Source organism: Pseudomonas sp. 273 (genome assembly GCF_029201425.1).
Classification (GTDB): Bacteria; Pseudomonadota; Gammaproteobacteria; order Pseudomonadales; family Pseudomonadaceae; genus Pseudomonas; species Pseudomonas delhiensis.
In genome coordinates, this window is sequence record NZ_CP116775.1 from 858,556 (window position 1) to 883,687 (window position 25,132).

At 69.2% G+C, this 25,132-nt stretch carries 22 protein-coding genes and 3 pseudogenes; 9 read left to right on the forward strand and 16 right to left on the reverse strand.

Translation table 11 applies throughout. The annotated features are described in order from the left end of the window. Positions 1 to 43: 43 nt before the first annotated feature. From PKO50_RS04075 to PKO50_RS04095, 5 genes are all read right to left on the reverse strand, one after another. On the reverse strand, positions 44 to 793 hold the full coding sequence (locus PKO50_RS04075) for a transporter substrate-binding domain-containing protein (RefSeq protein WP_109936858.1): 750 nt from the start codon (positions 791 to 793) through the stop codon (positions 44 to 46). 7 nt (positions 794 to 800) lie between these two features. Beyond that, on the reverse strand, positions 801 to 1,463 hold the full coding sequence (locus tag PKO50_RS04080) for a lysoplasmalogenase (protein ID WP_275628884.1): 663 nt from the start codon (positions 1,461 to 1,463) through the stop codon (positions 801 to 803). 97 nt (positions 1,464 to 1,560) lie between these two features. Continuing rightward, positions 1,561 to 1,956: a protease inhibitor I42 family protein gene (locus tag PKO50_RS04085; RefSeq protein WP_275628885.1), complete on the reverse strand. Its 396-nt coding sequence runs from the start codon at positions 1,954 to 1,956 to the stop codon at positions 1,561 to 1,563. Between the two features lie 602 nt (positions 1,957 to 2,558). Further along, positions 2,559 to 4,958 carry an endopeptidase La gene (gene lon, locus PKO50_RS04090; RefSeq protein ID WP_275628886.1) on the reverse strand — a complete coding sequence of 800 codons (2,400 nt, stop codon included), beginning with the start codon at positions 4,956 to 4,958 and terminating at the stop codon, positions 2,559 to 2,561. A gap of 55 nt (positions 4,959 to 5,013) precedes the next feature. Further along, a complete protein-coding gene (locus tag PKO50_RS04095) occupies positions 5,014 to 5,820 on the reverse strand; it encodes a helix-turn-helix transcriptional regulator (RefSeq protein ID WP_275628887.1) in 807 nt (268 codons plus the stop codon). A gap of 81 nt (positions 5,821 to 5,901) precedes the next feature. Between PKO50_RS04095 and PKO50_RS04100 the strand changes: the two genes are divergently transcribed. Together PKO50_RS04100 and PKO50_RS04105 are read left to right on the forward strand one after the other, a co-directional pair. Further along, a complete protein-coding gene (locus PKO50_RS04100) occupies positions 5,902 to 6,792 on the forward strand; it encodes an ATP-binding protein (RefSeq protein WP_275628888.1) in 891 nt (296 codons plus the stop codon). Between the two features lie 66 nt (positions 6,793 to 6,858). Beyond that, positions 6,859 to 7,608 (forward strand): AraC family transcriptional regulator, encoded by a 750-nt coding sequence (locus tag PKO50_RS04105; RefSeq protein ID WP_275628889.1) that lies wholly within the window; start codon positions 6,859 to 6,861, stop codon positions 7,606 to 7,608. A gap of 9 nt (positions 7,609 to 7,617) precedes the next feature. Here PKO50_RS04105 and PKO50_RS04110 read toward each other — a convergent pair whose 3' ends face one another. Genes PKO50_RS04110 through PKO50_RS04120 form a run of 3 tightly spaced genes read right to left on the reverse strand, consistent with a single transcriptional unit; the run spans position 7,618 to position 9,628 of the window. Continuing rightward, positions 7,618 to 7,926 (reverse strand): hypothetical protein, encoded by a 309-nt coding sequence (locus PKO50_RS04110; RefSeq protein WP_109932216.1) that lies wholly within the window; start codon positions 7,924 to 7,926, stop codon positions 7,618 to 7,620. Continuing rightward, positions 7,923 to 8,453, reverse strand: coding sequence for a thiamine pyrophosphate-binding protein (locus tag PKO50_RS04115; RefSeq protein WP_109932214.1), 531 nt, complete (start codon positions 8,451 to 8,453; stop codon positions 7,923 to 7,925). Before PKO50_RS04115 ends, PKO50_RS04110 begins: the two co-directional genes overlap by 4 nt. A 5-nt stretch (positions 8,454 to 8,458) precedes the next feature. Further along, on the reverse strand, positions 8,459 to 9,628 hold the full coding sequence (locus PKO50_RS04120; protein ID WP_275628890.1) for a PepSY domain-containing protein: 1,170 nt from the start codon (positions 9,626 to 9,628) through the stop codon (positions 8,459 to 8,461). 197 nt (positions 9,629 to 9,825) lie between these two features. Between PKO50_RS04120 and PKO50_RS04125 the strand changes: the two genes are divergently transcribed. The 4 genes and pseudogenes from PKO50_RS04125 (at position 9,826) to PKO50_RS04140 (ending at position 12,940) form a co-directional block, all read left to right on the forward strand. Then, positions 9,826 to 10,158 (forward strand): ferric uptake regulator family protein, encoded by a 333-nt coding sequence (locus tag PKO50_RS04125; protein ID WP_275628891.1) that lies wholly within the window; start codon positions 9,826 to 9,828, stop codon positions 10,156 to 10,158. Between the two features lie 96 nt (positions 10,159 to 10,254). Next, positions 10,255 to 11,360: pseudogene (locus PKO50_RS04130) on the forward strand (NADH:flavin oxidoreductase/NADH oxidase). Positions 11,361 to 11,495: 135 nt separating this feature from the next. Continuing rightward, a complete protein-coding gene (locus tag PKO50_RS04135) occupies positions 11,496 to 11,825 on the forward strand; it encodes a hypothetical protein (protein ID WP_109932211.1) in 330 nt (109 codons plus the stop codon). 77 nt (positions 11,826 to 11,902) lie between these two features. Beyond that, on the forward strand, positions 11,903 to 12,940 hold the full coding sequence (locus tag PKO50_RS04140; RefSeq protein ID WP_275628892.1) for a zinc-dependent alcohol dehydrogenase family protein: 1,038 nt from the start codon (positions 11,903 to 11,905) through the stop codon (positions 12,938 to 12,940). A 269-nt stretch (positions 12,941 to 13,209) separates the two neighbouring features. On the opposite strand, the gene PKO50_RS04145 is transcribed toward PKO50_RS04140, so the two are convergent. The 8 genes and pseudogenes from PKO50_RS04145 to PKO50_RS04180 form a co-directional block, all read right to left on the reverse strand. Then, positions 13,210 to 13,686 carry an ester cyclase gene (locus PKO50_RS04145; protein ID WP_275628893.1) on the reverse strand — a complete coding sequence of 159 codons (477 nt, stop codon included), beginning with the start codon at positions 13,684 to 13,686 and terminating at the stop codon, positions 13,210 to 13,212. 92 nt (positions 13,687 to 13,778) lie between these two features. Then, a pseudogene (locus tag PKO50_RS04150) lies at positions 13,779 to 15,202 on the reverse strand (gamma-aminobutyraldehyde dehydrogenase). Between the two features lie 185 nt (positions 15,203 to 15,387). After that, positions 15,388 to 16,194, reverse strand: coding sequence for an ABC transporter permease (locus PKO50_RS04155; RefSeq protein WP_089391494.1), 807 nt, complete (start codon positions 16,192 to 16,194; stop codon positions 15,388 to 15,390). After that, a pseudogene (locus tag PKO50_RS04160) lies at positions 16,184 to 17,121 on the reverse strand (ABC transporter permease). The gene PKO50_RS04155 and the pseudogene PKO50_RS04160 overlap by 11 nt, the downstream one beginning before the upstream one ends. 13 nt (positions 17,122 to 17,134) lie before the next feature. Beyond that, positions 17,135 to 18,163 (reverse strand): ABC transporter ATP-binding protein, encoded by a 1,029-nt coding sequence (locus PKO50_RS04165; RefSeq protein ID WP_275628894.1) that lies wholly within the window; start codon positions 18,161 to 18,163, stop codon positions 17,135 to 17,137. Between the two features lie 194 nt (positions 18,164 to 18,357). Beyond that, positions 18,358 to 19,503: a putative ABC transporter substrate-binding protein YdcS gene (gene ydcS, locus PKO50_RS04170; RefSeq protein ID WP_275628895.1), complete on the reverse strand. Its 1,146-nt coding sequence runs from the start codon at positions 19,501 to 19,503 to the stop codon at positions 18,358 to 18,360. 119 nt (positions 19,504 to 19,622) lie between these two features. Beyond that, positions 19,623 to 21,089: a gamma-aminobutyraldehyde dehydrogenase gene (locus PKO50_RS04175; protein WP_275628896.1), complete on the reverse strand. Its 1,467-nt coding sequence runs from the start codon at positions 21,087 to 21,089 to the stop codon at positions 19,623 to 19,625. A gap of 164 nt (positions 21,090 to 21,253) precedes the next feature. Continuing rightward, positions 21,254 to 22,165 (reverse strand): LysR family transcriptional regulator, encoded by a 912-nt coding sequence (locus PKO50_RS04180; RefSeq protein ID WP_089391497.1) that lies wholly within the window; start codon positions 22,163 to 22,165, stop codon positions 21,254 to 21,256. 433 nt (positions 22,166 to 22,598) lie between these two features. On the opposite strand from PKO50_RS04180, the gene PKO50_RS04185 reads away from it, so the two are divergent. The 3 genes from PKO50_RS04185 to eco all read left to right on the forward strand — a co-directional run bounded on the left by PKO50_RS04185 (position 22,599) and on the right by eco (position 24,754). Then, complete coding sequence (locus PKO50_RS04185; RefSeq protein ID WP_275628897.1) at positions 22,599 to 23,321, forward strand: tellurite resistance TerB family protein; 723 nt, start codon at positions 22,599 to 22,601, stop codon at positions 23,319 to 23,321. Between the two features lie 95 nt (positions 23,322 to 23,416). Next, entirely contained in the window at positions 23,417 to 24,142 is a 726-nt protein-coding gene (locus tag PKO50_RS04190) for a DUF533 domain-containing protein (RefSeq protein WP_275628898.1), read from the forward strand. Between the two features lie 129 nt (positions 24,143 to 24,271). Continuing rightward, positions 24,272 to 24,754, forward strand: coding sequence for a serine protease inhibitor ecotin (eco, locus tag PKO50_RS04195; RefSeq protein ID WP_275628899.1), 483 nt, complete (start codon positions 24,272 to 24,274; stop codon positions 24,752 to 24,754). The last annotated feature ends 378 nt before the right edge of the window (positions 24,755 to 25,132 follow it).

Here is a 25,132-nt window from a genome sequence, read left to right on the forward strand (position 1 = left end):
GATGGCGGCTGTGCCTGCCGGACTTTTCTACAGGGCGAATATGTCAGTCGACAGTGACCAGGTATTCGCGCATCAGCGGTGCCCAGGCGTCGTCTTCGCGAAGCTGGCGCAGGCCCTCGTCGAGCTGCGCCAGGCGTGCGTCGGCGTCCTTCAGGTGCGGGCTCAGGGCGACGTACATCGGCCGCGGGCTGGGCAGTTCCCCTGCGCTGCGGACCTGCCCGTCGAGGCCCTGGCGCCTGAGGTAGCGGTCGACGATGCGGCGGTCCTCGACCACCACGTCGACGCGGCCCAGCAGCAGCTTCTGCAGGTTGCGTTCGAGCACGCGCTCGCCACTGAGGACCTGCACCCGCTCATGGTCGTGCAGGTTGCGGTCGCGCCAGGCGTCCAGTTGCTCGCCATAGGAATAGCCCTGCACCAGGCCGACGGCGAGCCCGTCCAGGGAGGCCGGGCCGCGGTAGCGCCAGTCGCTGTCGGCGCGGGTGTAGAGGTGCATGTCCGCCCAGGCGATGGGCTCGCGGCCGATCAGCAGGCCCTGGCTTTCCTCGGCGTAGGCGCCGATCACTCCGTCGATCAGGCCTTCGCGGGCCATCTGCAGGGCCCGCGACCAGGGCAGGTTCTCGAATTGCGGCGGCTCGGGCAGGGCCTGGCCCAGGCCTTCGAGCAGGTAGCCGGGTTGCTCCGGCGTCTGCGGGCACAGGTAGGGGCACCAGTCGTCGCCGCCCAGGCGCAGCGGCTCGGCGGTGGCGCCCAGGGCGGCCGCGCAGCACAGGGCGGTGAGGGTGGAGCGCAGCATGTCGTTCTCAGGCGGCGGGGTTCGCCTGGGAGTATGGCAGAGGCGTACGGCGCGCACTAACCGAGGCGGCGATGCCCCACTGGCCGAGCCAGTAGCAGAGCATGATGGCGTAGCCGGCGCCGGCGAAGGGCGAGACGAAGCGGTTGATGCCGATCATGCCGTCGGAGACCATGAACAGCAGGGCGCCGACGGCGGCCAGGCGTGCGCTGGGCGAGGCCTGCGGCAGGCGGGCCAGGGCACGCCAGAGCATGCTGGCGATCACCAGGCTGTACAGCGCGATGGGCAGGCGCAGCGGTCCCAGGCCCTGCCGGTCGAGCAGCAGGAACAGCCCGCCGCCGAGCACCGTGGCGCAGGCCAGGGCCAGCGGTGCCGGGCGCCGCGTCTCGCCCAGGTAGGCGGCGAGGTAGGCCAGGTGGCCGAGGAGGAAGGCGCACAGGCCGGGAAGGAAGGCATCGAGCGGCCATTCCAGCAGCACGTCGCCGAGCAGCGACAGCGCCAGGCCAAGGGCGATCCAGCGGCGGTAGGGCGTTGCCGGCGAGGCGCCGACCCAGCCCAGCAGGGCGATGATCGGCAGCGGCTTGCACAGCATGCGCAGCCAGGGCAGGTCGAGGGCAATGCCCAGCAGGCAGGCGAGGCCGCCGAGGACGGCCAGGGGCAAGAGCCAGCGCATCTGTCGATTCTCCGCGGGAAGATGCGCCGACTGTGCCGCAGCCGTCGCCGCGGCCCCAGGCCACGGACGTCAGTTCGGGTGGTATTTGGCGCCGCGCTCAGAGGACCTTGAGCGCGCAGTCGAAGGTGCGCTCGGGGGCGACGTCGGCCTCCCAGGGGCGGCGGTAGGCCAGTTGCAGGTGGTCCTCGCCGCTGGCGGTGACGCGGAAGCGCCAGGTGGACTCGCCGGCGCTGCCGACCAGGCCGCTGTCCTCGGGGTTGTTGTAGACCTCCGGGCCCAGGCTGGCCAGCACCCGGCCGGCGGGGTTGCGCACTTCCCAGCGGAAGCCGGTGGTGGGGTTGCTCGGCAGCATCAGCACCAGTTCCTGGCCCTGGTGCAGTTCCAGGGGCTTGCAGGCCTTGTCGTTTTCCAGGCTGACCACCGGGTTCGGTTGGCTGGCGCAGGCGGCGAGCAACAGCAGGGGCAGGGCGAGCAGGGGGCGGGGCGACGGCATGACGACTCCTCGGACGGTCCGGACAGCCGGGAGGATATCGCAAAGGTCCGCTGCGGTGGGGCCATGCATCCCCAAGGAACGGCCGCTCTTCGTAGGAGCGAGCCGTGCCGGCCTGCGGCGTAGGAGCGGATCTCATCCGCGAATCGCGCCGGGACGTCCGGCCATCGCGGACAAGGTCCTACGGGTAGGAATGCCATGTCTCCGGGCAACCTGTAGGAGCGGGCCCTGCCCGCGAAATCGCGCGCAGGGCGCGCTCCTACAGTGGGAATGGCGTGGGTGGTAGAGGGGAATCGCCGAGATGCTCTTTGTAGGAGCGAGCTTGCTCGCGAACCTGATGCCCCGCAGCGGAGTCTGTTCGCGAGCAAGCTCGCTCCTACGAGAAGCCGTGCCCGGCCTGCGGCGTAGGAGCGGATCTCATCCGCGAATCGCGCCGGATCGTCCAGCCATCGCGGACAAGGTCCGCTCCTACAGTTCCAGGGAAGCACGGTCGTAGGAGCGGACTCCGTCCGCGATTGGATTCACCGGCCACGCCGGACACCCCGGTGGCACGGCCAACGGCGGATAACGCCGTAGGCGTTATGCGCCCTACGGGGGCAGCGGCCTCAGGCCGGGAACAGCACCTTGGCCACGTCGCTGTAGCGCCTGGCGAAGTGCACCGTCAGGCCTTCCTTGAGGTAGTCCGGCAGTTCCTCGAAGTCGCCGCGGTTGGCTTCCGGCAGGATCAGCTCGTGGATCTTCTGCCGGCGCGCCGCGATCACCTTCTCGCGCACGCCGCCGATGGGCAGCACCTGGCCGGTGAGGGTCAGCTCGCCGGTCATGGCCACGCCCTTCTTCGGCGCCTGGTTGCGCGCCAGGGACAGCAGGGCGCTGGCCATGGTGACGCCGGCGCTGGGGCCGTCCTTGGGCGTGGCGCCCTCGGGCACGTGCAGGTGGACGAAGGCCTGGTCGAAGAAATTGGCGTCGCCGCCGTACTTCTTCAGGTTGGCGGTGATGTAGCTGTAGGCGATTTCCGCCGATTCCTTCATCACGTCACCCAGTTGCCCGGTGAGTTTGAAGCCGCGGTTCAGCGTGTGGATGCGCGTCGCCTCGATGGGCAGGGTGGCGCCGCCCATGCTGGTCCAGGCCAGGCCGGTGATGACGCCGACGCCGGAAAGCAGCAGTTCGGTGCGGAACACCGGCATGCCGAGGTATTCCTCCAGGTCCTTGGCGCCGATCCTCAGCCTGGCCTCGGGGTCTTCCAGCAGCTTGACCACGGCCTTGCGCACCAGCTTGCCGAGCTGTTTCTCCAGCTGCCGCACCCCGGCCTCGCGGGCGTAGCCCTCGATCACCGCGCGCAGGGCGGCGTCGTTGATCGACAGGCGTTCCTTCGGCACCCCGGCCTTCTCCAGCTGCTTGGGCCACAGGTGGCGCTTGGCGATGGCCAGCTTCTCCTCGGCGATGTAGCCGGACAGGCGGATGACCTCCATGCGGTCGAGCAGCGGCCCGGGGATGGAGTCCAGGGTGTTGGCCGTGCAGACGAACAGCACCTTGGACAGGTCCAGGCGCAGGTCCAGGTAGTGGTCGAGGAACTCGACGTTCTGCTCCGGATCGAGGGTTTCCAGCAGCGCCGAGGCCGGGTCGCCCTGGTAGCTGGCACCGAGCTTGTCGATCTCGTCGAGCATGATCACCGGGTTCATCACCTCGACGTCCTTCAGCGCCTGCACCAGCTTGCCCGGCAGGGCGCCGATGTAGGTGCGGCGGTGGCCCTTGATCTCCGCCTCGTCGCGCATGCCGCCGACGCTGAAGCGGTAGAAGGGCCGGCCGAGGCTTTCGGCGATGGACTTGCCGATGCTGGTCTTGCCCACCCCGGGCGGGCCCACCAGCAGCACGATGGAGCCGGCGATCTCGCCCTTGAAGGCGCCCACGGCGAGGAACTCGAGGATGCGGTCCTTGACGTCCTCCAGGCCCGCGTGGTGCTTGTCCAGCACCTTGCGCGCATGGGGCAGGCTGAGCTTGTCCTTGCCCAGCACGCCCCAGGGCACCGAGGTGGCCCAGTCCAGGTAGTTGCGGGTGACCGCGTATTCCGGCGAGCCGGTCTCCAGGATCGACAGCTTGTTCAGCTCCTCGTCGATGCGCTTGCGCGCCTGCTCGGGGAGTATCTTGCCTTCCAGGCGGGCGCGGAACTCGTCGGCGTCCGCGCTCTTGTCGTCCTTGGTGATGCCCAGCTCCTGCTGGATGGTCTTGAGCTGCTCCTTGAGGAAGAACTCGCGCTGGCGCTCGCCGATCTTGCGGTTGACCTCGGCCGACAGCTCCTTCTGCAGGCGCGCGACCTCGACCTCCTTGCGCAGCAGCGGCAGGACTTTCTCCATGCGCTTGAGCATCGGCACCGTGTCCAGCACCTCCTGCAGCTCGTTGCCGGGCGCGGTGGTCAGGGCCGCGGCGAAGTCGGTGAGCGGCGACGGATCGTTGGGGTTGAAGCGGTTCAGGTAGTTCTTCAGCTCCTCGCTGTACAGCGGGTTGAGCGGCAGCAGCTCCTTGATCGCGTTGATCAGCGCCATGCCGTAGGCCTTCACCTCGTCGCTGGCGTCGCTGGGCGTGTGCGGGTAGTCGACCTCGACCAGGAAGGGTGGGCGGTGGCGCTTGATCCAGCCGCGGATGCGCACCCGCGACAGGCCCTGGGCGACGAACTGCAGCTTGCCGCCCTCGCGGCTGGCGTGGTGCACGCGCACCAGGGTGCCGTGCTCGGGCAGGCTGTCCGGGTCGAAGTGGCGCGGGTCGTCCGGCGGGTTGTCCATGAAGAACAGCGCCAGGCAGTGGTGGTCGGTCTTGGCCACCAGCTCCAGGGTTTCCGCCCAGGGTTCCTCGTTGACGATCACCGGCAGCACCTGCGCGGGGAAGAACGGGCGGTTGTGGATCGGGATGACGTAGACGGTGGTCGGCAGCTTCTGGCCGGGCAGCACCAGGCCGGTCCCGGTGACCTCCTCGGCGCTGTGGATATCGTGAATCTCGTCTTGGTCGCTCATGAGGCACCTGACTGATTGAACATGACAGTCTAGATGGGGAATCGGCCGGCGACTTTCAATTCCCCGACGAGCGCGGCCTGTTGCCGGAGGTTTCCCGCGGCGGGCGCAGGAAGTCGATCGGCGGGCGGCCGAACTGGCGGCTGAACATGGCGCTGAAGGCGCTGGGCGTGGAATAGCCGACCTCCAGGGCCGCCTCCAGCACGCTGGCGCCGCTGCCCAGCAGCTCCAGGGCGCGCAGCAGGCGGGCCTGCTGGCGCCACTGGCCGAAGGTCAGCCCGGTGTCGCGCAGGAACCAGCGGCGCACCGTCTTGGTGTCGACCCCGGCCCGCGCGGCCCAGGCTTCCAGCCCGGCATCCAGGCCCATGTCCCGGCACAGCCGGCGCAGGCGCGGCTCGTTGGGCAGCGGCAGGTGCAGCGGCAGCGCCGGCTCGCTGGTCAGCTCGTCGAGCAGCAGGCGCAGCACGCGGCCATCGCGGCTGTCCGCCGGGGCCTCGCCGGCGATGCCCACGGCGGCCAGGATCAGTTCGCGCAGCAGCGGCGAGACGGCCAGCACCGTGCACTCGGCGGGCAGGTGCGGCGCGCTGCCCGGCTCGATGTAGAGGGTGCGCACGTGCACCTCGCCGACCATCCGCGTCCAGTGCTCGATGCCGGCGGGTATCCACAGGCCGCGGTTGTCCGGCACCACCCAGAGGCCGCTGGCGCTGCCCACCACCAGCACCCCGCGCACGGCGTAGAGCAACTGCGCGCGCTGGTGGCTGTGGCTGGCCACCTGGTGGCCGTCGGCGTAGTCCAGGGCGACGGCGGTCACCGGATTGGCGGCGTGCTCGTCGCCGTGGATGGAGGGAATGTCCGCTTCTCGCATGTCACCGCCCATTTTGCGTTAGACGGCCAGTCTCGCCGCTCACTAGCATCTTCGCCAATCCCCCTGCGTCCGGTTTTTCCCATGTCCGACTTCGCCAGTGCCCTGCAACCGCTCACCGAACAGCTCACCCGCATCGCCGACCTGCTGCAGCGCAGCCTGCCGCCGGAGCCGGCCCAGGCGCTGCGGCCGGAGGTGATCGCCTACCTCTGGGAATACCGCCCTCACGCCGGGGTGGCACAGGCGCAGCTGACCCCGGTACAGGAGCCGGCGCTGATCGCCTTCGACGACCTGCGCAACGTCGACCGGCAGAAGTCCCTGGTCGAGCGCAACACCCGCCAGTTCGTCCAGGGCCGCCCGGCCAACAACGTGCTGCTCACCGGCGCCCGCGGCACCGGCAAGAGTTCGCTGGTGAAGGCCTGCCTGCACGCCTTCCACGCCGAGGGCCTGCGCCTGATCGAGGTGGACAAGGAGCACCTGGGCGACCTGCCGCGGATCATCGAGCTGGTGCGCCTGCGCCCGGAGCGCTTCGTCCTGTTCTGCGACGACCTCTCCTTCGAGGACGGCGAGACCGGCTACAAGGGCCTGAAGACGGTGCTCGACGGCTCGGTGGCGGGGCAGGCCGGCAACGTGCTGATCTACGCCACCTCCAACCGCCGCCACCTGCTGGCTGAGCGCGCCGCGGACAACCTGGCCTTCTCCCGCGGCGACAACGGCGAACTGCACCCGGGCGAGGCGGTGGAGGAGAAAATCTCGCTGTCCGAGCGTTTCGGCCTGTGGATTTCCTTCTACGCCTTCAGCCAGGACGAGTACCTGGGGGCGGTGGCGCGCTGGCTGCAGTCCCACGGCCTGGGCCAGGAGGCCATCGAGGCCAGCCGCGCCGAGGCGATCCGCTGGGCCACCCACCGCGGCTCGCGCTCCGGGCGCATCGCCGCGCAGTTCGCCCGCGACTACGCCGGGCGCCAGGCGCCCTGACCGGCGCGGCTGGGCAGGGGCGCGCAACTTCGCTAGAGTGCGGGAAATCCTCGTACGCCCCTGCCGATGCTGCACGCCCGTCTCGCCCACCTGCCCGAGCAGTCCCACGCCCATGACCACGAGCATCACCAACTGGTGCTGGCCCTGGCCGGCCGCGCCGAGTTCGAGGTGGACGGGCGTGGCGGCGAGGTCTGCCGCATGCGCGCCTGCCTGGTGCCGGGCGACGCCCGGCATGCCTTCGCCGGCACCGGCGACAACCGCATGCTGATCCTCGACCTGCAGCCGCAGGGCGTGTCGGACGAGGACCGCGAGTTGCTGGCCCGGCTGTTCGAGGCGCCGCGCTACCCGACGCTGGATGCCGACTTCCAGAACCTGCTCGGCTACGCCGGCGCGGAACTGGCGCGCTACGGCAGCGACCCGCTGCTGGCCAGGGCGCTGGGCGGCGTGCTGCTGCGCGCCCTGCACCTGCGCCTGTTCGGCGAGACGCCGCGGCCTGCCACTGGCCCGCTGGACATGCAGCGCCTGGACGGGCACATCCGCAGCCACCTGGCGCGGCGCATCACGGTGGCCGAACTGGCCCAGGTGGCCTGCCTGAGCCCCAGCCATTTCCACGCCCAGTTCAAGGACAGCGTCGGCCTGACGCCGCACCAGTACCTGCTCAAGCAGCGCCTGGACGCCGCCGCGCGCCTGCTGCGCGAGACCGACCTGGCGCTGGTGCGGGTGGCGGAGGAGTGCGGCTTCTCCAGCCAGAGCGCCCTGACCACGGCGATGCGCCGCTACCTGGGGCTCACCCCCGGGGCGCTGCGCCGCGGCTGAATGCCCGCCTCAGGGGCCGGCGATGTCGCGGGAGTCGACCTCGGCGCGGTAGCCGGGGCCGACGTCGAAGAGCACGAAGTAGGGCACCGCCGGACGCTGGAAGGTCAGGCTGGAGTCGGCGCCCAGGCGTTCTTCCAGCAGCGTCTGGCCGTCGTGGCCGAGGACGCGCAGCTTCACCCCCGCCGCCTGGCTGCCGTCGCTGAAGCCGCCCAGGCAGCGGATGCGCTCGGCGTCCAGGGCCTTGCATTCGAGGAAGGGCGCGTGGGCCAGGGCCAGGGGACTCAGGCCCAGCAGCAGGAGGGGCAACAGGGCTTTCATCGGGACGCTCCTTGGCGGTCGAGCCAGGCCACCAGCGACGGGGAGGCCTCGGCGAGGGGCAGGCTGGCCTGGTGCACGCTGCCGTCCCAGGCTTCGACGGTCAGCCACAGCTGGTCGTCGGCGCGGGCGCGCGGCGGTACCGCCACTTCGGTGAACTGCTGGTACGGGCTGCCGCTGAGCAGCGCGCCTGGGGCGCTCAGGCTGTAGGGCCGGCCGATGCGCAGGTAGGCCGCGCGGATGCGCTGCTCGCAGCCCTGGCACCAGGCCAGGGTGAAGGCCTTGAGGTGGCCGGCGCGGCCTTCGTCCTCGGGGTCGCCGACTTCCCACTCGGCCAGGCGCGCACGCCAGGGGCCGACCTGCAGCTCGCCGACCTCGCGCTCGCCCAGGCCGGTGAGGCCGCGGTCGACGCGGGCCTCGTGGAGGAACGCCGGCAGGTAGCCGAGGGGGATCAGCACCAGCAGGGCGCTGAGGTGGAAGCGCCAGCGCAGCCAGTGGCGGCGCAGGCGCGAAGGTTTACGTCCGGGCATGGCGTTCACTCCGTGAGGGCCGCGGTGCGCTGCGGGGCGCGTTTCTTCTTCAGCTGCTTGGCGGTGGCCAGCAGGGTGCGCTTGCTCCAGATCTGCAGGCCGCTGAGCACCATCAGGCTGAGCAGCAGGCCGAAGGCGAACCAGATCAACTTCACCCACAGCCCGCCGAAGTCGCCCACGTGCAGCGGGCGCATGGATTCGCTGAAGAACTCCAGGCCGCTGCGGTCGCCCAGGCGCCGGACGGCGGCCAGGCTGCCGTCGTAGGGGTTGACCTTGGCGCGCTCGAACAGCAGCGGGAACCAGCCGTGGCCGAGCAGGCCGATGGGCGCGAAGGCGTCGCCCGGCAGCGCCAGGTAGCGCGGTTCGAAGCCGGGGATTTCGCCTTGCGCGGCGGCCACCGCCTGGTCCAGGCCGATGCGCGGCGGCGGCCCGCCGTCGACGCCGGGCGGCACCTGCTCGGGCTGGATGATGGCCGGCACGCCCTCGCTGGAGATGGAAATGGCGTTGTCGTAGAGCACCGCCTGGACCAGGAACCAGGTGCCGCTGACGGCGATCACCGCGATGAACCAGATCGACCAGATGCCGGCCAGGCGGTGGAAGTCGCCCCAGAAGATGCGCGCGCCCTGGTTCAGGCGCAGGCGCGGCTTGAGGAACCCGCGCCAGAAGCGCTTGTACACCACCAGCCCGGTGACCAGCGAGGCCAGCATCGGCAGGCCCAGCAGCGTCACCAGGTACCAGCCCCAGCTGTAGCCGTGGCTGAAGGGCACCAGCCACCAGCCGTGCAGGGCGCGGGTGAAGTTGCGGAAGTCGAACAGCGGCGCCTCGCCCTGGATGGCGCCGCTGTACGGGTTGACGTAGAGGGTGGCGTTGCGCGCGTCCGGGTAGCTGACCTGGGCTTCCACGGCGAAGTGCTGTTCGCCCGGCACCCGCAGGCCCTGCACGTGGGCCTGCGGCTGCTGGCGCTGGACGGCGGCCAGCAGGGCGTCGTAGCCCAGGCGCGGGGCGTCGCCCGGCGGCGCGTTGGCGCGGATGGCCGGGTTGGCCAGCCAGACGATCTCCTGGCTGACGGTGGCCAGGGTGCCGGTGATGCACACCAGGAAGACGAAGAACCAGATGGGCAAGGCCAGCCAGCTGTGGACCAGGAACCAGCTCCTGGCGCGGGATTTCTTGGACATGGGGGGCTTCAGGCTTTACACGCGGGGAAGGGCCTCGTGCTCGACGAGGGATTCTATGGAGTAGGACGGGCGAGAAGGAAAAACCGGCAATGGGGCTTTGCAAGAAATTGTTTCGTCGCCTCGGTTGCCGGTTTTGCCCCGCTCGTTCGTCTTCTATAGGAGAAAGCCGCAATGGCGGCCCGGAAAAGGACCCTTTCGTGACCCTCCATCATCGCTTCCCCGACGCGGCCGCCGGCGGCCGGCCCGAAGTCCCGCCGCTGGCGCTGCGCCGCGAGCTGCGCCCGGCGCGCAAGCTGCTCGAACTGGCCGGCCTGCGTTGCAGCCTGCCGCGCCTGAAGGTATTGGACGTGCTCTGCACCGGCGGTTTCTACAGCGTTTCGGCGCTGCACCAGCGCCTGCTGGACGAAGCCGCGCCCATCTCGCCCAACTGCGTGCGCCAGACCCTGCGGCGCCTGCATGCCAGCGGCGTGCTGCGCCGCGACGCGCAACGCCGCTACGGCCTGGAGCTAGAGCTGCCGGCGCCGGGCTGAAGGGTTCGCGGACGAACGATTGGCGTGTTGGCCGGCCAACCCGGTCTACAGTTGAAGTGTCGATCATTCGTTGAAAGAACCTGAGGGAGTGTAGCCATGAGCCAGCTGTTCGAGCCCCTGACCCTGCGCCAACTGACCTTGCCCAACCGCATCGGCGTTTCCCCCATGTGCCAGTACTCGGCCGAGGACGGCCTGGCCAACGACTGGCACCTGGTGCACCTGGGCAGCCGCGCCGTGGGCGGCGCCGGCCTGGTCATAGTGGAGGCCACCGCGGTGGTCCCGGAAGGGCGCATCACCGACCGCGACCTGGGCCTGTGGAAGGACGAGCAGGTCGAGCCCCTGCGGCGCATCACCCGCTTCATCGAGTCCCAGGGGCGGTGGCCGGCATCCAGCTGGCCCATGCCGGCCGCAAGGCCAGCACCTATGCGCCCTGGCTGGGCAAGCCGGGCAGCATGCCGGTGGCCGAGGGCGGCTGGGTGCCGGTGGCGCCGTCGGCCATCCCCTTCGATCCCAAGCACACCACCCCCGCGGCGCTGAGCGAAGAGCAGATGGCCGAAGTCACCCAGGCCTTCGTCCGCGCCGCCGAGCGCGCCCTGGTGGCCGGCTTCAAGGTGGTGGAGGTGCACGCGGCCCACGGCTACCTGCTGCACCAGTTCCTCTCGCCGCTGTCCAACCAGCGCCGCGACCAGTACGGCGGCTGCTTCGAGAACCGCATCCGCTACCTGCTGGAAGTGACCCAGGCGGTGCGCGAGGTATGGCCCGAGGAACTGCCGCTGCTGGTGCGCCTGTCGGCCACCGACTGGGTGGAGGACGGCTGGAACCCCGACGAGACGGTGGAACTGGCCCGGCGCCTGAAGGGCCTGGGCGTGGACCTGATCGACGTGTCCTCCGGCGGCACCGCGGTGAACGCCGAGATCCCGGTGGGGCCGGGCTACCAGACGCAGTTCGCCGAGCGCGTGCGCAAGGAGGCCGAGATCGCCAGCAGCACCGTGGGCATGATCACCGAGCCGGTGCAGGCCGAGCACATCCTGCGCACCGGCCAGGCCGACCTGATCCTGCTGGCCCGCGAGCTGTTGCGCGAGCCCTACTGGCCGCTCAACGCCGCCGACGAGCTGGGCGGCCAGCAGGTGCCCTGGCCGCCGCAGTACCTGCGCGCGGCGCAGCGCGGCACGCCGGCGCGCAAGCCCCTGGGCGAAGCCTGAGGCCGTGGCGCGCCGCCCGTCGGGCGGCGCGCCGGGGCTTGCCGCAACGAAATGTGAAATGGGTCGCATGCAGGCCTTTTGCTGCTATGCTCCGCTGCGACGCGTCAGGACGACGCATTCCCCACGGGTAGACGCATGGACGCACACACCTCACCCTCTGCCGTGCCAGAGTCGGAAATCGCCCTGCTGGCGAACATCCTGGCCCTGGCGACGCGCAACATGTCCGCCCTCAGCACCCTGATCGGCCAGCTGTCCCTGGAGCTGGGCCGCAGCACCGACCCGCACCTGCAGCAGGTCGGCCAGCGCGCGCTGAACGACATCACCCGGCTGGCCGGCGACCTGGAGACCCAGTGGGAGCTGATCGGCAGCCTGGCGCGCTTCTGCCCGCTGCTCAAGCGCAGCCAGCTCAAGCCCGAGCCGCTGCTGACGGAAATCCACATCACCGAGCTGCCCACCGCCGAATGAGCCTTTGATCGGGATCAGGCCCCGGCCGCCGGGGCGGGACTAGCCTGTCCGGACCATTCCCCGAAAGGAGCCCGGCCATGAAAGCCCTGGTCTACCGCGGTGTCGGCGACATCGCCCTGGAAGAGCGCCCCGACCCTACCCTGCAGGCCCCCGGCGATGCGGTGGTGCGCCTGGTCCGCACCACCCTGTGCGGCACCGACCTGCACATCATCAAGGGCGACGTGCCGGCCTGCAAACCCGGGCGCATCCTCGGCCACGAGGGCGTCGGGGTAGTCGAGCAGGTCGGCTCGGCGGTCAGCCAGTTCAAGCCCGGCGACCGCGTGCTCATCTCCTGCATCAGCGCCTGCGGCAAGTGCGACTTCTGCCGCAGGGGCATGACCTCGCACTGCCGCACCGGCGGCTGGATCCTCGGCCACCTGATCGACGGCACCCAGGCCGAGAAGGTGCGCATCCCCCACGCCGACACCAGCCTCTACCACCTGCCCGCCGGGGTGGACGAGGAGGCCATGGTGATGCTCAGCGACATCCTCCCCACCGGCTTCGAGTGCGGCGTGCTCAACGGCCGCGTACAGCCCGGCGGCAACGTCGCCATCGTCGGCGCCGGCCCGGTGGGCCTGGCCGCGCTGCTCACCGCGCAGTTCTACTCGCCGGCGCGGATCATCATGATCGACCTGGACGACAACCGCCTGGAAGTGGCCAGGGGCTTCGGCGCCACCGACTGCTTCAACGCCGGCGACCCGCAGTTGCTGGAGAAAGTCCGCGCGCTGACCGACGGCCTGGGCGTGGACAGCGCGGTGGAGGCGGTGGGCGTGCCCAGCACCTTCAGCCTGTGCGAGGAACTGATCGCCCCCGGCGGCGACATCGCCGTGCTCGGCGTGCACGGGGTGCCGGTGCAACTGCACCTGGAGCGCCTGTGGTCGCACAACATCACCCTGCGCACCCGCCTGGTGGACGCGGTGACCACGCCGATGCTGCTCAAGAGCGTGCAGGCCGGCAAGCTGCAGCCCGAGCAACTGATCACCCACCGCTTCGCCCTGGGCGACATCCTCCAGGCCTACGAGACCTTCGGCAAGGCGGCGCAGAACAAGGCGTTGAAGGTGATCATCGAGGTTTGATGGCGGGGGGCTTTTCGTATTTTCGTAGGAGCGAGCTTGCTCGCGAACCGTGTATTCCTGCGATGTTGGCGTGATGGTTTGACTCCGCTCCCTCTCCCCAACCCTCTCCCTGAAGGGAGAGGGGGCTGTCCGTGCCAGTGGGAATGGGCGGTGCTCGCCGGCGAGCATCGATGTTGCGCTTCAAACCGTAAGGCTCCCTCTCCCTTCAGGGAGAGGGCGGGGGAGAGGGTTGGTGGGGCCAGCGCAAACCTTCCAGCCCCAGGCCAACCTCACCACCCCAACTGCTTATGCAACCCCAGGGCGTCGTAGTAATCCCCCTGGTACACGATCTTGCCATCCTTGACCTTCACATAGCTCACGCCGTCGAACGACAGCGGCTTGTTGGTCGCCGGGGTCTGGGCGTCCCAGGCGCCGGTGTTGGTGCCGCTGAAGGTCCACTGGAAGGCGATGCCGTCCTTGCTGACGATGGGCGTGCCGTTCATCTTCCACTTCAGGTCCGGCACGGCGCCGACGAAGACCTTGATGACGTTGTCGCGCGCGGCCTCGCGGCCCTTCTGCGGGGTGCCGACGGTGACGTCGAAGTACTCCGCGTCCTTGGCCAGGTAGCCGGCGGCCTTCTCGGCGTCGTGGGCGTTCCACGCGGCCATGTAGGCGTCGACTATCTGTTTCGGCGTCTCGCCAGCCTGGGCCAGGCCGGCGAGGGTGAACAGCGACAGCAGGTAGAACGCTCTGACGAGGTGACGCATGCTTGCCTCCGTTGCGGGCGCGCCCGCGGGGTTGTGGGCCGGGTGGCCCGAGGCGCTGGGCCCCCGCGAACGCGAGGGCCCAGCGACTTGCCTCAGTGCTTGAACATCACATGGCGGACGGCGGTGTAGTCCTCCAGCCCGTACATGGACATGTCCTTGCCGTAGCCGGAATGCTTCACGCCGCCGTGGGGCATTTCGCTGACCAGCATGAAGTGAGTGTTGACCCAGGTGCAGCCGTACTGCAGGCGGGCCGCCAGGCGGTGGGCGCGGCCGACGTCGCGGGTCCACACCGAGGAGGCCAGGCCGTAGTCGGAATCGTTGGCCCAGGCCAGGGCCTGCGCCTCGTCGTCGAACTCGGTGACCGAGACCACCGGGCCGAAGATCTCGCGGCGCACCACTTCGTCGTCCTGGCGGGCGCCGGCCAGCACGGTCGGCTCGAAGAAGAAGCCGGGGCGGTCGGCGCGCTTGCCGCCGGTGACCACCTGGATGTGCGGCACCTGGCGGGCGCGCTCGACGAAGCCTTCGACGCGCTGCAGGTGTTGCTCGGTGATCAGCGGGCCGAGCTCGGTGTCCGGGTCGTCCTGCTCGCCGTAGCGGATGCTGCCGACGGCTTCGCCCAGCTTCTGCACGAACCTGGCGTACACGCCCTTCTGCGCGTAGATGCGGCAGGCGGCGGTGCAGTCCTGCCCGGCGTTGTAGAAGCCGAAGGTGCGGATGCCTTCCACGGCGGCGTCGATGTCGGCGTCGTCGAAGATGATCACCGGGGCCTTTCCGCCCAGTTCCATGTGCATGCGCTTAACGGTATCGGCGGTGCCGGCGATGATGCGGCTGCCGGTGGCCACCGAGCCGGTCAGCGAGACCATGCGCACCTTCGGGTGGGTGGTCAGCGGCTCGCCGACGCTCGGGCCGCGGCCGAAGACCATGTTGACCACGCCAGCGGGGAAGATTTCGGCGATCAGCTCGGCCAGGCGCAGGGCGGTCAGCGGCGTCTGCTCGGAGGGCTTGAGCACCACGGTGTTGCCGGCGGCCAGGGCCGGGCCCAGCTTCCAGGCGGCCATCATCAGCGGGTAGTTCCAGGGCGCGATGGAGGCCACCACGCCCACCGGGTCGCGGCGGATCATCGAGGTGTGGCCGGGCAGGTACTCGCCCGCAGCGGAGCCTTGCAGCACGCGGCTGGCGCCGGCGAAGAAGCGGAACACGTCGGCGATGGCCGGCAGTTCGTCGTTCAGCGCCGCGCTGTAGGGCTTGCCGCAGTTGCTGGATTCCAGGCGGGCCAGCTCCTCGGCGTTGGCGTCGATGGCGTCGGCCAGTTTCAGCAGCAGCAGCGAGCGGTCCTTCGGTGCGGTCTGCGACCAGCTGTCGAAGGCGGCGTCGGCGGCTTCCACCGCGGCGTTGACCTGGGCCGGCGAGGCCTCGGCGATCTCCACCAGGGGGTGCCCAGGGACGGGTTGAGTACGGCGAGCTTCTCGCCTTCGCCAGCGACCAGTTGGCCGTTGATCAGCAGTTTGGTTTGCATTCTTTAAGTCCTCTTGGTCAGGAGCTTGCAGGTATTCGTTGGGGTTTCTTTTATGGGGCCGCCGTTTACGGCAGTCCTGAGGGGGTCTGTTGTTTCGGAGCGGGGGCTTTTCCCTCTCCCCCCGCCCTGGCTACGCGCCCCGCTCCGAAGGGAGAGGGTTAGGGAGAGGGCCGCACGGCACGGTGTCACTTGCCACTCCCCGCCACACCCTCGCCACCCTTGGTCAGGTAGTAGGCGCCAAGGATCGGCAGCATGGTCACCAGCATCACCAGCATGGCCACCACGTTGGTCACCGGGACGTCGCGCGGGCGCGTCAGCTGGTTGAGCAGCCAGATCGGCAGGGTGCGCTCGTGGCCGGCGGTGAAGGTGGTGACGATGATCTCGTCGAAGGACAGCGCGAAGGCCAGCATGCCGCCGGCCAGCAGGGCCGAGCCGAGGTTCGGCAGGATCACGTGGCGGAAGGTCTGCCAGCCGTCGGCGCCCAGGTCCATCGAGGCTTCGATGAGGCTGTGGGAGGTGCGGCGGAAGCGCGCGATCACGTTGTTGTAGACGATCACCACGCAGAAGGTCGCGTGGCCGATGACGATGGTCAGGAAGCCCGGCTCGATGCCGAGGGTCTTGAACGCCGACAGCAGCGCGATGCCGGTGATGATGCCGGGCAGGGCGATGGGCAGGATCAGCATCAGCGAGATGCCTTCCTTGCCGAAGAAGTCGCGGCGGTACAGCGCGGCCGCGGCCAGGGTGCCCAGGAGCATGGCGATCAGGGTGGCGACGCAGGCGATCTTCAGCGACAGGGTGATCGACTCCAGCACGTCCTGGCGGGCGAAGGCGACGCTGAACCAGTGCAGGGTGAAGCCCTGCGGCGGGAAGCTGAACGCGGCGTCCTCGGTGTTGAAGGCGTACAGGAAGATGATCAGGATCGGGAAGTGCAGGAACACCAGCCCGCCCCAGGCGGCCGCTTTCAGGCCCCAGGAAGCTTTGTCAGAGTGCATCGAAGGCCCCCAGGCGTTTGACGATGGACAGGTACAGGGCGATCAGCACGATGGGCACCAGGGTGAAGGCGGCGGCCATCGGCATGTTGCCGATCGCGCCCTGCTGGGCGTAGACCATGCTGCCGATGAAGTAGCCCGGCGGACCCACCAGCTGCGGCACGATGAAGTCGCCGAGGGTCAGGCTGAAGGTGAAGATCGAGCCGGCGGCAATGCCCGGGATCGACAGCGGCAGGATCACCTGGAAGAAGGTCTGCCGCGGGTGCGCGCCGAGGTCCGCCGAGGCCTGCAGCAGCGACGGCGGCAGGCGCTCCAGGGAGGCCTGGATCGGCAGGATCATGAACGGCAGCCAGATGTACACGAACACCAGGAAGCGCCCCAGGTGCGAGGTGGACAGGGTGTTGCCGCCCACGCCGGGAACGTCCATCAGCAGGTCCAGCAGCCATTGCAGGCCGAGGTGGTGCACGAACCACATCGCCACCCGCCCTTGGCCAGCAGCAGGGTCCAGGCGTAGGCCTTGACGATGTAGCTGGCCCACATCGGCATCATCACCGCGATGTAGAAGAAGGCCTTGGTCTTGCCGCTGGTATAGCGCGCCATGTAGTAGGCGATGGGGAAGGCCACCACGCCGCTGGCGATGGACACGGCCACCGCCATCAGCACCGTGCGCTGGATGATGTCGAAGTTGGCCGGGGTGAACAGGGCGGCGAAGTTGGCCCAGGTCAGGTCCGGCGTCACCGTCATGGTGAAGTCGTCGAAGGTGTAGAAGCCCTGCCACATCAGGGTCAGCAGCGAACCCAGGTAGATCGCGCCGAACCACAGCAGCGGCGGCACCAGCAGCAGCGAGAGGTACAGCGTCGGCTTGCGGTACAGCAGGTTGGACAGGCGCCGCAGTGGGCCGTTGCCGGCCGTAGGCGCCGGCGCGTTCATCGTCAGTTCCATCTCAGGCGCCCTCGTTCAGCGCCACCATGGCCTCGCGCGCCCAGCGCGCGGTCACGCGCTGCCCCGGCTGGTGGGCGACGGCGGCGGCGTCCCACTGGCTGTTGGCCTGGCTCAGGCAGAGGTTCTGGCCGTTGTCCAGGCGGATCTCGTAGCGGGTGGCGGCGCCCTGGTACTGGATGTCGTGCAGCAGGCCGCTGATCTCCAGGTCGCAGGCCGCGCGCTCGCCGCTGGCGAAGCGGATGTGCTCGGGGCGGATGGAGAACGGCTGGGCGTTGCCGGTGAGCTGCCGGGCGAGGTCGCCGCGCAGCACGTTGGAGGTGCCGACGAACTCGGCGACGAAGGGCGTGGCCGGCTTCATGTAGAGGTTGCGCGGGGTGTCCACCTGCTCGATGCGGCCCTTGTTGAACACCGCCACGCGGTCGGACATGGACAGCGCTTCGCCCTGGTCGTGGGTGACGAAGATGAAGGTGATGCCCAGCTGGCGCTGCAGCTTCTTCAGCTCGCTCTGCATCTGCTCGCGCAGCTTCAGGTCCAGCGCGCCCAGGGGCTCGTCCAGCAGCAGCACGCGCGGGCGGTTGACCAGGGCCCGGGCCAGGGCCACGCGCTGGCGCTGGCCGCCGGACAGCTGCACCGGCTTGCGGCCGCCGTAGCCGCCCAGGGCGACCATGCCCAGGGCCTCTTCGGCGCGCTTGAGGCGCTCGGCCTTGGCCACGCCCTTCACCTTCAGGCCGTAGGCGACGTTCTCCAGCACGTTCATGTGCGGGAACAGCGCGTAGTCCTGGAACACCGTGTTCACGTCGCGCTGGTAGGGCGGCAGCCCGGCGGCCTCCTCGCCGTGGATGCGGATGGAGCCTGCGCTGGGCTGCTCGAAGCCGGCGATCAGGCGCAGGCAGGTGGTCTTGCCCGAACCCGAGGGGCCGAGCATGGAGAAGAACTCGCCGTCCTTGATGTCGATGGACACCCGGTCGACGGCTTTCACCTCGCCGAACTGGCGGGAGACCTGGGTGAATTGAACAGCGGGGGTGGTCATGGGGCACGCTCCAGGGGCAGGAAATCGGCGTACGAAGGCCCTGCCCGGAAAAATCGGGTGGATCAGAAACGGATGTCGGGAAAGCGGGACGTAGGATGGGTTGAGCGAAGCGATACCCATCGATCGGGCATCGCTCCGCGGTGATGGGTTTCGCGGAGCTCAACCCATCCTACGGATGTCCCTACGGCGCTGGCTTAGCGGCCGCCCATGATCGCGATGTAGTCCTGGGTCCAGCGGCTGTACGGCACGAACTTGCCGCCCTCGGCCTGCGGGGTCTTCCAGAAGGCGATCTTCTCGAACTGGTCGAAGCCATTGGTGGCGCAGCCTTCGCCGCCGAGCAGCTCGCTGGCCTTGCAGCCTTCCGGCGCGGCTGGCACCGAGCCGAACCAGGCGGCCACGTCGCCCTGCACCTTGGGCTCCAGCGACCAGTTCATCCACTTGTAGGCGCAGTTCGGGTGCGCGGCCTCGGCGTGCAGCATGGTGGTGTCGGCCCAGCCGGTGACGCCCTCTTTCGGGAACACGGTGGCGATCGGCTGCTTCTCGCCCTTCAGCGCGTTGGCCTGGTACGGCCAGGAGCTGGAGGCGGCGACGCCCTCGTTCTTGAAGTCGCTCATCTGCACGGTCGCGTCGTGCCAGTAGCGGTGGATCAGCGAATGCTGCTTGCGCAGCAGGTCGAGCACGGCGGCGTACTGCGCCTCGGTCAGCTGGTACGGGTCCTGGATGCCCAGTTCCGGCTTGGTGCTCTTCAGGTACAGCGCGGCGTCGGCGATGTAGATGGGGCCGTCGTAGGCCTGCACGCGGCCCTTGTTCGGCTTGCCGTCGGGCAGGTTCTGCGCCTCGAACACCACGCTCCAGCTGTCCGGCGCCTTGGGGAAGACCTTGGTGTTGTACATCAGCAGGTTCGGGCCCCACTGGTAGGGGGTGCCGTAGGTCTTGCCGGCGACGGTGTACCAGGGCGCATCCTTCAGGCGCGCGTCGATGTTCTTCCAGTTGGGGATCAGCTCGGGGTTGATCGGTTGCACGCGCTTGCCGTAGATCAGGCGCAGCGAGGCGTCGCCGGAGGCGGTGACCAGGTCGTAGCCGCCCTTGGCCATCAGGCTGACCATCTCGTCGGAGGTGGCAGCGGTCTTCACGTTGACCTGGCAGCCGGTGTCCTTCTCGAACTGGGTGACCCAGTCGTAGGCCTTGTCGGACTGGCCGCGTTCGATGTAGCCGGGCCAGGCGATGATGTCCAGGCGGCCCTCACCGGCGCCGACCGCCTTGATGGCATCGGCGGCCTGTACGCCGGCGCTGGCCAGCAGGGCGGTGGTGATGGCGCTGAGCAGTGCGGTCTTGCGCATGCGATGTCTCCCTCGTTTGTTGTCTCTATTGGTGGGGCAGTGTCAATCGAGCAACGGCCCTCGCGCGGCGTACCGCCGGGGCGCTTCTTATGTACCGGCGGGCGGGCCCGCCGGGTGGTTCAGTCCAGCCGGTCGCCGTGGCGGGCCATGATGTGGCGCACCACGCTGTAGTCCTGCAGCGAGTCGCTGGACAGGTCCTTGCCGTAGCCCGAGCGCTTGAGGCCGCCGTGGGGCATCTCGCTGGCGAGCATGAAATGGGTGTTGATCCAGGTGCAGCCGTACTGCAGGCGGTTGGCGATCTGGAAGGCCTTGTCCAGGTTCTGCGTCCACACCGAGGAGGCCAGGCCGTACTCGGAGTCGTTGGCCCAGTCCACCGCCTGCTCCAGTTGCTCGAAGCGGGTCACGGTGACCACCGGGCCGAACACCTCGCGCTGGACGATCTCGTCCTGCTGCCGGCAGCCGGCCAGCAGCGTGGGCTGGTAGTAGAAACCGGGGCCGGAATGCACGGCGGCGCCGGTCACCCGCTCGATGTGCGGCTGGCCCAGGGCACGTTCGACGAAGCTGGCCACGCGGTCGCGCTGGCGGGCGCTGATCAGCGGGCCGATCTCGTTGTCCGCATCGCGCTTGCGGGCGAAACGGATGCTGGCCACGGCCTCGCCCAGCTCGGCCACCAGGCGGTCGTGGATGCCGGCCTGGGCGTAGATGCGGCAGGCGGCGGTGCAGTCCTGCCCGGCGTTGTAGTAGCCGTGGGTGCGCACGCCCTGGACGACCGCCTCGATGTCGGCGTCGTTGCAGACTATGACCGGCGCCTTGCCGCCCAGCTCCAGGTGGGTGCGCTTCAAGGTGCGCGCGGCGGCCTGGAGGATCTTCTGCCCGGTGACGATGTCGCCGGTCAGCGACACCATGCGCACCCGCGGGTGGCCGACCAGGTGGCTGCCGACGTTCTCGCCGCCGCCGCAGACTATGTTGAGAACGCCCGGCGGGAGGATGTCGGCCAATGCCGGGGCCAGCGCCAGGATCGACAGCGGGGTGTGCTCGGAAGGCTTGAACACCAGGGTGTTGCCGGCGGCCAGGGCCGGGGCGATCTTCCACGCCGCCATCATCAGCGGGTAGTTCCAGGGCGCGATGGAGGCCACCACGCCCACCGGGTCGCGGCGCACCATGCTGGTGTGCCCGGGCACGTACTCGCCGGCCAGCTGGCCCTGCTGGCAGCGCACGGCGCCAGCGAAGAAGCGGAACACGTCGGCGGTGGCCGGGATGTCGTCCTGCCGCGCCAGGTGCAGCGGCTTGCCGCAGTTCAGGGCCTCCAGGCGGGCGAGGGCGTCGGCGCGCTTGTCGATGGCGTCGGCGATCGCCAGCAGGGCGGCGGAGCGTTGCGCGGGGGTGGTCCGCGACCAGGCCGGGAAGGCGCGCTGGGCGGCGTCGATGGCCCGCTCGATCTGCTCGGGGGAGGCATCGGCGACGCTGACCAGGGTTTCGCCGCTGGCGGGGTTGAGGATGGCCTCGGCGAGGCCCTGGCCGGCTGCCAGCTGACCGTCGATCAGCAGCTCGGTGTACAGGGGCGGGGTGCTCGCAAGGGCGTTCATCTTCGCGGCTCTTTTCTTCTCGGTCTTGTTTTCGGGGGCCATTGGCGTGCTCCGGAGGGGCTGCCCGGAACCGGCCCTTTTGTATGAAGCGAGAGACTAGATTCCGGGCTTGAGGTCGACAAATTCTAAATACTGAAAGCGGCATTCGATTAAATCGAAAGCTGCTAGATCGATGGCCGCTTGGCGTTGGGTTGTTCGCGGGCCACGGTGAGGAACGGGTCCACCAGCGCCGGCCGCGCCGTGCCGCGGCGCCAGGCCAGGCCGACGTCCAGCGGCTCGCCCAGGTCCACCAGCGGGCGCGCCTCGATGATGTCGCCCTCCAGGGACCAGGGGCGGTAGGTCATGTCCGGCTGGATCGACAGGCCCAGGCCCGCCGCCACCAGGCTACGCACGGCTTCCACCGAGGCGGTGCGCAGTGTCACCTGCGGCGCCAGCCCGGCGCGCGACCAGATGCGCTGGGTGTGCAGGCCCATCTCGTCGGCGTTGAGCTGGATCAGCGGCTCGCCGGCGACGTCCGCCAGGCCGATGCTGTCGCGCTCCAGCAGCGGGTGCTGGGCCGGCAGCCAGAGGCGGTGCGGCGAGTGGGTGAGCACCTCGGTCTGCAGGGCGTGGCGGTCCTCCAGGTTGGAGAGGATGAGCACGCCCACGTCGATCTCGCCGCTCACCAGCAGGTGCTCTATATAAGGCCGCTCGTCCTCCACTACGCGGGTCTGCACGTTGGGGTAGGCGCGCTGGAAGCGGGTGATCAGGTCGGCCAGGTAGTAGCCGGCCACCAGGCTGGTCACGCCTATGGTCAGGCTGCCGGCCACCTTGTCGGTGCTCTGCTGCAGGCTGCGCTTGGCGTTCTCCACCGTGGCCAGGATCAGGTGCGCCTGGCGCAGGAACTGGTGGCCCTGGTGGGTGAGCGTCATGCCCTTGGCGTGGCGCTCGAACAGGCGCACGCCGATCTCCTCCTCCAGTTGCTGGATGGCCAGCGTCAGGGTGGACTGGGAAATGAACACCGCCTGGGCGGCGGCGGAGATCGAGCCGGTCTCGGCGACGGCGATGAAATGGCGGATCTGGCGCAGGGTCATCATGGTGGTGGGCCATGGCTTTGTGCTTTATCGAAAATCCATGGGAACATTCTTTTAAATCGAATGGAAGGCGCAAGCACAGGGTGCTCTTCGTAGGATGGGGTGAGCCTCGGCGAAACCCATGCGGCCATGGCGATGGGGTTCTCCTGCACTTGTAGGAGCAACTGTCTCGCGGCCTGCGCCTAGTTGCTCTTCGTAGGAGCGAGCTTGCTCGCGAACCGCATGGCACCGCGTTTGTTCGCGAGCAAGCTCGCTCCTACGAGAAGCCACGCTCGCCTGGAACGTAGGAGCGGGCCCTGCCCGCGAATCGCGCGCAGGGCGCGCTCCTATAGATGGGGCGCCGATTCAGCAATATCCCGAAGCACTCTGCGCCTGCGCGCCCCCGTGGGCGGGCGCTAGAGTCGAAGTTTCCCCCCAACCGACCCAGGAGACCGCCATGAACACCCGTGGCCTGCTCGACCAACTGCTCAAATCCGGCCAGGAACTCCTGCAGAACAAGGGGCTCGCCCAGGCCGGCGGCCAGCCACAGGCCGGGCAGGGCGCCGGCAAGGTCGGCCTGGACATCGGCAGCCTGCTCTCCGGCGCCGGTGGCGGCGCCCTGGCCGCCGGCGCGCTGGGCCTGCTGCTGGGCAGCAAGAAGGCGCGCAAGATGGGCGGCAAGGTAGTCGCCTACGGCGGCCTGGCCGCCCTCGGGGTGATCGCCTACAAGGCCTACGGCAACTGGCAGCGCCAGCAGGCCAGCGCGCCGCGCGGCGAACCGCAGACCGTCGACCGCCTGCCGCCGGTGGAAGCCGAAGCCCACAGCCACGCGATCCTCCGCGCCCTGGTGGCGGCGGCCAAGGCCGACGGCCACATCGACGCCCGCGAACGCCAGTTGATCGACGGCGAGATCGCCAAGCTCACCGGCGACCTGGAGCTGCAGGGCTGGCTCGACCGCGAACTGGCCAAGCCGCTGGACCCGCGGGAAGTGGCGGGGGCCGCGCAGAGCGAGGAAATGGCCGCCGAGATGTACCTGGCCAGCCTGCTGATGGTGGACGAGGAAAACTACATGGAGCGCGCCTACCTCGACGAACTGGCCCGCCAGCTGAGCCTCGACCCCGGCCTCAAGGCTGAACTGGAAGCCCAGGCGCAGAAGGCCCTGCAGGCACTGCCGGCCTGATTCTCAGCGCGCCCCTGAATAGTCCCGGACGGCATTGGCGGAATTCGCCACCGGGACTATCGTTGCCTGACCGCAACCACGCCGAGGGCGCTGCCATGAACACCACGGATCTGCTGGAACAACTGCTGCGGGCCGGCCAGGGCGCGCAGGCGCAACAAGGCGGCGCAGGCGGCCTGGGTGGCCTCGGAGGGCTGCTCGGCGGCCTGCTCGGCGGCGCCACCGGCGGGGGTGCATCGGCCGGTGGCCTGGGCGGCCTGGGCGGTGTGCTGGGCAGCATGCTCGGCGGCGGCGCCCCGGTCAGCCAGGGGCGCTCCAGCGGCGGCGGGGTCAACTACGCCATGCTCGCCTCCCTTGGCATGATGGCCTTCCAGGCCTACCAGAACTGGCAGCAGCAACAGGCGGCCGCCGCGCCGCAACAGGCGCCGACCACCGTCGACCAGCTCTCCGGCGACGAAGCCGAAGCCCACAGCCACGCCATCCTCATCGCCCTGATCGCCGCGGCCAAGGCCGACGGCCGCATCGACGACAAGGAAAAGCAGGCGATCTACGCGGAAATCTCCCTCCACGCCGGCGAGCCGGAACTGCAGGCCTGGCTCGACAACGAGGTGCGCAAACCCCTCGAAGCCGCCGACGTGGCCCAGGCCGCCCAGGGCGACCCCGGCAAGGCCGCGGAAATGTACCTGGCCAGCGTGATGCTGGTGGACGACCAGCAGGAAAGCGAACGCAACTACCTGGACGAACTGGCCTACCAGCTCCAGCTCGACCCGCAACTGCAGGCCCACCTGGAGCAGCAGGCCAAGAGCGGCGGTGAAGTAGCCTGAAACAACTTGGCAAGGCTTGAGGGCGCGCATGTAGGAGCATTCGCACATTCAGGCTGTCGAAGGGACGCAAGCAATCCGGACGAACGCATCCGCGCGTTGCGTTCGTCCTTCAACCGGCAAGGAGGCGTCATGCCCTGCACCCGTTTCACCCTCTCCACCGCGCTGCTGCTCAGCGCCACCGCTACCCTGGCCAACGCCGCCAAGCTCGAAGACGTGGCGCCTTATCCCAAGGCCGAGGACGGTTTCGTGCGGCAGGTCATCCACCTGCCCAAGCAGGCGCAGGAAGAGAACTTCAAGGTCGAGGTCCTGGCCGGCAAGACCCTGGCCGTCGACTGCAACCGCCAGCGCCTGGGCGGCAGCCTGGAGGAAAAGACCCTGGAAGGCTGGGGCTACCCCTACTACCGCCTGGACAAGGTCAGCGGCCCGGCCAGCACCCTGATGGCCTGCCCGCAAGGCAAGAGCAGGAAGGACTTCGTACCTGTGGTCGGCGACGGCTTCCTGCTGCGCTACAACAGCAAGCTGCCGATCGTGATCTACGCGCCCAAGGACGTCGAAGTCCGTTACCGCATCTGGTCCGCCTCGGACAAGGTCGAACACGCCCGCGCGGAATAACCCCCTCGACCAAGCCCATGCATCCTGTAGGAGCGGGCCCTGCCCGCGATTCGCGCGCAGGGCGCGCTCCTACATGGGAATGGCGTGGGTGAGGCAGCGGAGCGGATCTTATCCACGATCCGCGCCGAAACCTCCGGCGATCGCGGACAAGGTCCGCTCCTACGGGGAGGGAATAGCGTGTTTCCCGGCGACCTGTAGGAGCGGACTCCGTCCGCGATCCCGCCGGCAAGGCCGATGCTTGGCCGAGCACGGCGATGGGTATCGCTTCGCTCCACCCATCCTACGAAGAGCGCCGCGGTTCGGCCTGCAAGATAGTTCGCCTGGACTCACTTAACGCCAACAGCAGGGTTGCCGCACAATACGCGGCCCACAGCAGGC